Consider the following 4,823-nt stretch of genomic DNA (forward strand, 5'->3'; position numbering starts at 1 on the left):
GGTCGTGGTGGAGCGCGGCTCCCCGGACGGTGGCCGGGGCCGCCACCGCGGGTGCCGCCCGGCGGGGCGCCAGCCGGACGCTGAACGCGGTCCCCCCGGTGCCCTCGACCGGGGCGACGACCGCGTCGTGCGGGCCGTCGGGCATCGGCACCCGCATCCGGCGTGGCCGGTCCGGACCCCCGTCGCGCAGCAGCTCCCACAGCAGGGCGTGCAGGTCCGGGCCGGCGTGGGCCAGCGCGTGCCGGTCGGCCAGGACGGTGTCGGCGTCGACGACCAGCGCCCCGGTCGTGGCCCGCTCCAGCGCGAGGTAGGCCCGTACCAGCCTGCGACGGTGTTCGCCCGCCTCGTCGAGCAGCCGGGCCTCGATCTGGCGGCCGATGTCGGCGGCCATCACCGCCATGAGCGGGTGCACGTCGCGCACCGCGCAGGCCAGTGAGAGCGAGCCCACCGTCCGGCCGGTCCCGGGCTCGACCAGCGGGGTGCCGGCGCAGGTGAGGTTCTCCAGGAGGGCGTTGTAGTGCTCGGGGCCCCGGACCAGGACCGGGCGTCGTTCGACCAGCACCGTGCCGATGCCGTTGGTGCCCACCGACCGCTCGGAGAAGTCCGAGCCCTCCACCGCGCTCGCCCGGTCCATCAGCGTGCGCTGGCGCCGGACGCCGACGTGGCGGCGGACGATGCGCCCGGTCGCGTCGGACAGCACCATGGCCACCGGGACGTCGGCGAAGCTGTCCACGAGCCGCTCCAGCACGGGCGCCGCGGCCCGGCGCAGCGCGGTGTGGTCGTCGCCGGGGTCGGCGTAGCCGATGCGGTCCGGCGCCGTCGGCACCGCCTCGCCGATGCAGCGCCGCCAGCTCTGCTCGATCAGCGGCGGCACGCCCGCGTGGCCGGGCGGCAGCGCGAGCAGCCCCCCGTCGACGAGCGTCTCGCGGCTGCGCCGGATGCGCAGGCGCTGCCCGGCCGACAGGGCCGGCACCGCCGTGTCCTCGTCCCGACGCGTCATCGCCCCGATCCGCCCCTCGCCGCCCGTTGCGGACACGTCCACGGTGCCCCAGGTCACACCATCCTGGCCAGGGGGAGTGGCCGGTGGGCGTTCCAGAACGGAACACCCGCGGTGCCTCCGCGGTGCCCACCATCGACGGCCACGCCACCGCCGGCGCGGCGCCCGTCGTCGCTCCGGCCGACCGGAGGAGGACCGCGATGACGACGGCACCACCGACCCGCCCGACGGGTGCGTCCACGGAGTCCGACGCGCTGCGCGCGCTCTACGCCGACTGGTCCGCCGTCATCGCGGCGACCCCGGACCTGACCACGCGGCTGTTCCGCAGCATCTTCGACGAGTGGCACCAGGCCACCCGTGAACCCGAGGACGTGACCTACCGGGAGGAGTCCCTCGGGGGTGTCCCGGGGATCTGGGCGCTGCCGGCCGGGGCGGATCCCGCGCAGGTCCTGCTCTACACCCACGGCGGCGGGTTCGCCGTCGGCTCGGCGTCGAGCCATCGCAAGCTCGCGGGGCACGTCGCGCGGGCGGTCGGCGCCACGGCGTTCGTGGCGGACTACCGTCGCGCGCCGGAACACCGGCACCCGGCACAGGTGGAGGACACCGTCGCGGTGTTCGAGGCGCTGCTGGCCCGGGGGACCGCCCCCGCGGACGTGACGACCATCGGTGACTCCGCGGGCGGGAACCTGGCGGTCGCCACCGTGCTCGCCCTGCGCGACGCGGGCCGACCGCTGCCGGGCCGGGTCGTCGCGTTCTCGCCGTGGCTGGACATGGAGAACACCGGCGCCACGCTCGTCACCAACGCCGCCTCGGACGCCCTGGTCACGGTGCCCCTGCTGGAGGGGATGATCGCCGGCGTCCTGGGGGAGGGGCACGTCGACCGGCGGGCACCGCTGGCGAACCCGTTGCACGCCGACCTCACCGGCCTCCCCCGGCTCTACGTCGACGCCGGGGGTGCCGAGGCGCTCCTCGACGACGCCGTCCGGCTCGCCGACCGGGCCCGGGCCGCCGGTGTCGACGTGACGCTGTCGGTCGTCGCGGGCATGCAGCACGTCTTCCCGTTCCTCGCCGGCACCGCGCCCGAGGCCGACGAGGAGCTCGCCGCCCTCGCCGCCTGGTACCGCGGCTGATCCCTCGACACCCACCGGGAGCACACCATGACCACCTCCACCACCCCCGATGTCGACGCCGTCGTCGTCGGCGCCGGGTTCGGCGGCATCTACATGCTGCACACGCTGCGGGACCGGCTCGGCCTGAGCGTCCGCGCCTTCGAGAAGGGCGACGGCGTCGGCGGCACCTGGTACTTCAACCGGTACCCCGGCGCGAAGTCCGACACCGAGGGGTTCGTCTACCGCTACTCGTTCGACCGGGACCTGCTGCAGGAATGGAACTGGAGCACCCGCTACCTGGACCAGCCCGACGTCCTGGCCTACCTCGAGCACGTCGTCGACCGGTACGGGCTGCGCCGGGACATCACGCTCGGCACCGAGGTGACCGCCGCGGTCTACGACGAGGACGCCGGTCTCTGGCGGGTGCGCACCTCCGGCGGCGAGACGGTGCGGTGCCGCTATCTGGTCAACGCCCTGGGGTTGCTGGCCCGCAGCAACGTCCCCGACCTCCCCGGGCTGGGCACCTTCGCCGGGCGCACCGTCCACACCAACGCCTGGCCCGACGACCTCGACATCGCCGGGCGGCGGGTCGGCGTCGTCGGGACCGGCTCGACCGGCGCCCAGTTCATCGTCGCGGCGGCCCCGCGCGCGGCTCACCTCACCGTCTTCCAGCGCAGCCCGCAGTACAACGTGCCCTCCGGCAACCGACCGGTCACCCAGGACGAGGTCGACCGCACCAAGGAGCACTTCCCCGAGATCTGGGACCAGGTGCGCGGCTCGGTCGTGGCCTTCGGGTTCGAGGAGAGCGCCGTCGAGGCGATGAGCGTGTCCGCGCAGGAGCGCGAGCGCGTCTTCCAGGAGAACTGGGACGCCGGCAACGGGTTCCGGTTCATGTTCGGCACGTTCTGCGACATCGCCACCGATCCCGACGCCAACGCCGCGGCCGCCGCGTTCATCCGGCGCAAGATCTCCGAGATCGTCGTGGACCCGGAGACCGCCCGGAAGCTCACACCGACCGACCTCTACGCCAAGCGCCCGATCTGCAACGAGGGGTACTACGAGACCTTCAACCGCGACGACGTCGAGCTGGTCTCGATCCGGGAGAACCCGATCGCGGAGGTCACCCCGGCCGGGGTGCGCACCGCCGACGGTGTCGTGCACGAGCTCGACGTGCTCGTCCTCGCGACCGGTTTCGACGCCGTCGACGGCAACTACCGGGCGATGGACCTGCGCGGCCGCGGGGGCCGCCACATCGACGACCACTGGACCGACGGGCCGTCGAGCTACCTCGGGGTGTCCAAGGCGGGCTTCCCGAACATGTTCATGATCCTCGGGCCGAACGGGCCGTTCACCAACCTGCCGCCGAGCATCGAGGCCCAGGTCGAGTGGATCGGTGAGCTGATCGGGCACGCCGAGCGCAGCGGCATCGGCACGATCGAGCCGACGGCCGAGGCCGAGCGGGGCTGGTCCCGGCTCTGCCGGGAGATCGCCGACGCCACGCTGTTCCCGAAGGCCGACTCGTGGATCTTCGGGGCGAACATCCCCGGCAAGCCGAACGCGGTGATGTTCTACATGGCCGGGCACAAGGCCTACCGCGAGGAGCTGTCCACCGTGGCCCGCGACGGGTACCGCGGGTTCGCGATGCACGGCTCGGGAGGCTCCCGGTGATCACATCTTGCGGAAGTCCCAGCTGGTGATCTTCTCCGGGCGCAGCCGCAGCCACGCGTGCCTTCCGTCGATCACGACCTGGTCGCCGGTGTAGCGCGCGGCGAAGGCCTGCTCGACCCGCTCCAGCTCCGGGTTCGGCTCGCCGGTGCGGGGCACCTCGCCGACGACCTCGACGGAGCCGCGCAGCTCGACCCCGCGCAGCTCGGTGTAGTCGTGCCCGGCGTCGACGACCACGGCGATCCGCGGGTCGCGCTGCAGGTCCGCCCACCGCTGCGAGCGCGAGAGCGAGGTCAGCCAGAGCGCCTCGCCGTCCCACAGGTACCAGAGCGGGGTGGCGTGCGGGCCGTTCACGCCGTTGGTGGCGACCCGGCAGGTGCGCTCGGCGTCGAGGAAGGCGGTGACCTCCTCCGGGGTCATCGCGATCTTCCGGGCGCGGCGCTGCGGCTTCGGTGCGGTCATGGGTCGAACCTAGATCAGCGGCCCGGCGCCCGGAGCGGTCCGGCCGGGCCGGTGCGGGCCCCGGCGGGTCGTGCCCCGGCGGTGGCACGCCACCCGGCCCGGGAGACGATCCCGGTGTGCCCGACACCCTGAGCCCCGGTCTGGAGCGGCTGCTCGCCACCGACCGTCCGACGCCGTACCTGGCGCTGGACCCCGCCGTCGCCGGGGAGCGGTACCGCGCGCTGTCCGCCGCGTTCGGCGACGCCCGGATCCTCTACGCCGTCAAGGCCTGCCCGGAGCCCGCCGTGCTGCGCGCCCTCGTCGCGGCCGGGGCCGGGTTCGACGTCGCCTCCCAAGCCGAGATCGACCTGTGCCTGGCCGCCGGTGCGGACCCGGCGACGCTGCAGCACGGGAACCCGGTGCGCGGCCCCGGTGCCGCCGCCCGGGCCGCCCGCGACGGCGTCACCCGGTTCGTCACCGACAGCGCCGAGGACGTCGACGCCCTCGCCGCCGAGGTCCCCGGCGCCCGGGTGCAGGTCCGGCTCTCGGTCGACGACACCGGCTCGGCGACGCCGTTCCACGGCAAGTTCGGGGCGCCGCCCGACGCGGCC

General features: G+C 74.6%; 4 protein-coding genes and 1 pseudogene. 3 read left to right on the top strand and 2 right to left on the bottom strand.

Translation table 11 applies throughout. From position 1 onward, the window contains the following. Positions 1-1,000 (bottom strand): GAF domain-containing protein (locus GTW08_RS21290; protein WP_202417496.1); only part of this gene is annotated, 1,000 nt, incomplete at its 3' end. Between the two features lie 197 nt (positions 1,001-1,197). Between GTW08_RS21290 and GTW08_RS21295 the strand changes: the two genes are divergently transcribed. Further along, positions 1,198-2,127, top strand: coding sequence for an alpha/beta hydrolase (locus GTW08_RS21295; RefSeq protein ID WP_073575305.1), 930 nt, complete (start codon positions 1,198-1,200; stop codon positions 2,125-2,127). A gap of 27 nt (positions 2,128-2,154) precedes the next feature. After that, the gene (locus tag GTW08_RS21300; RefSeq protein WP_073574803.1) at positions 2,155-3,774 is read left to right on the top strand and encodes a flavin-containing monooxygenase; all 1,620 of its coding nucleotides are present in this window, start codon (positions 2,155-2,157) and stop codon (positions 3,772-3,774) included. Here GTW08_RS21300 and GTW08_RS21305 read toward each other — a convergent pair whose 3' ends face one another. Continuing rightward, positions 3,775-4,233 (bottom strand): pyridoxamine 5'-phosphate oxidase family protein, encoded by a 459-nt coding sequence (locus GTW08_RS21305; protein ID WP_062395201.1) that lies wholly within the window; start codon positions 4,231-4,233, stop codon positions 3,775-3,777. 116 nt (positions 4,234-4,349) lie between these two features. Here GTW08_RS21305 and GTW08_RS21310 point away from each other — a divergent pair. After that, positions 4,350-4,823 (top strand): annotated as a pseudogene (locus GTW08_RS21310) (type III PLP-dependent enzyme); the annotation flags it as partial.

It is taken from the genome of Pseudonocardia sp. SID8383 (assembly GCF_009864975.1).
In the GTDB taxonomy this organism is placed as follows: Bacteria; Actinomycetota; Actinomycetes; order Mycobacteriales; family Pseudonocardiaceae; genus Pseudonocardia; species Pseudonocardia alni.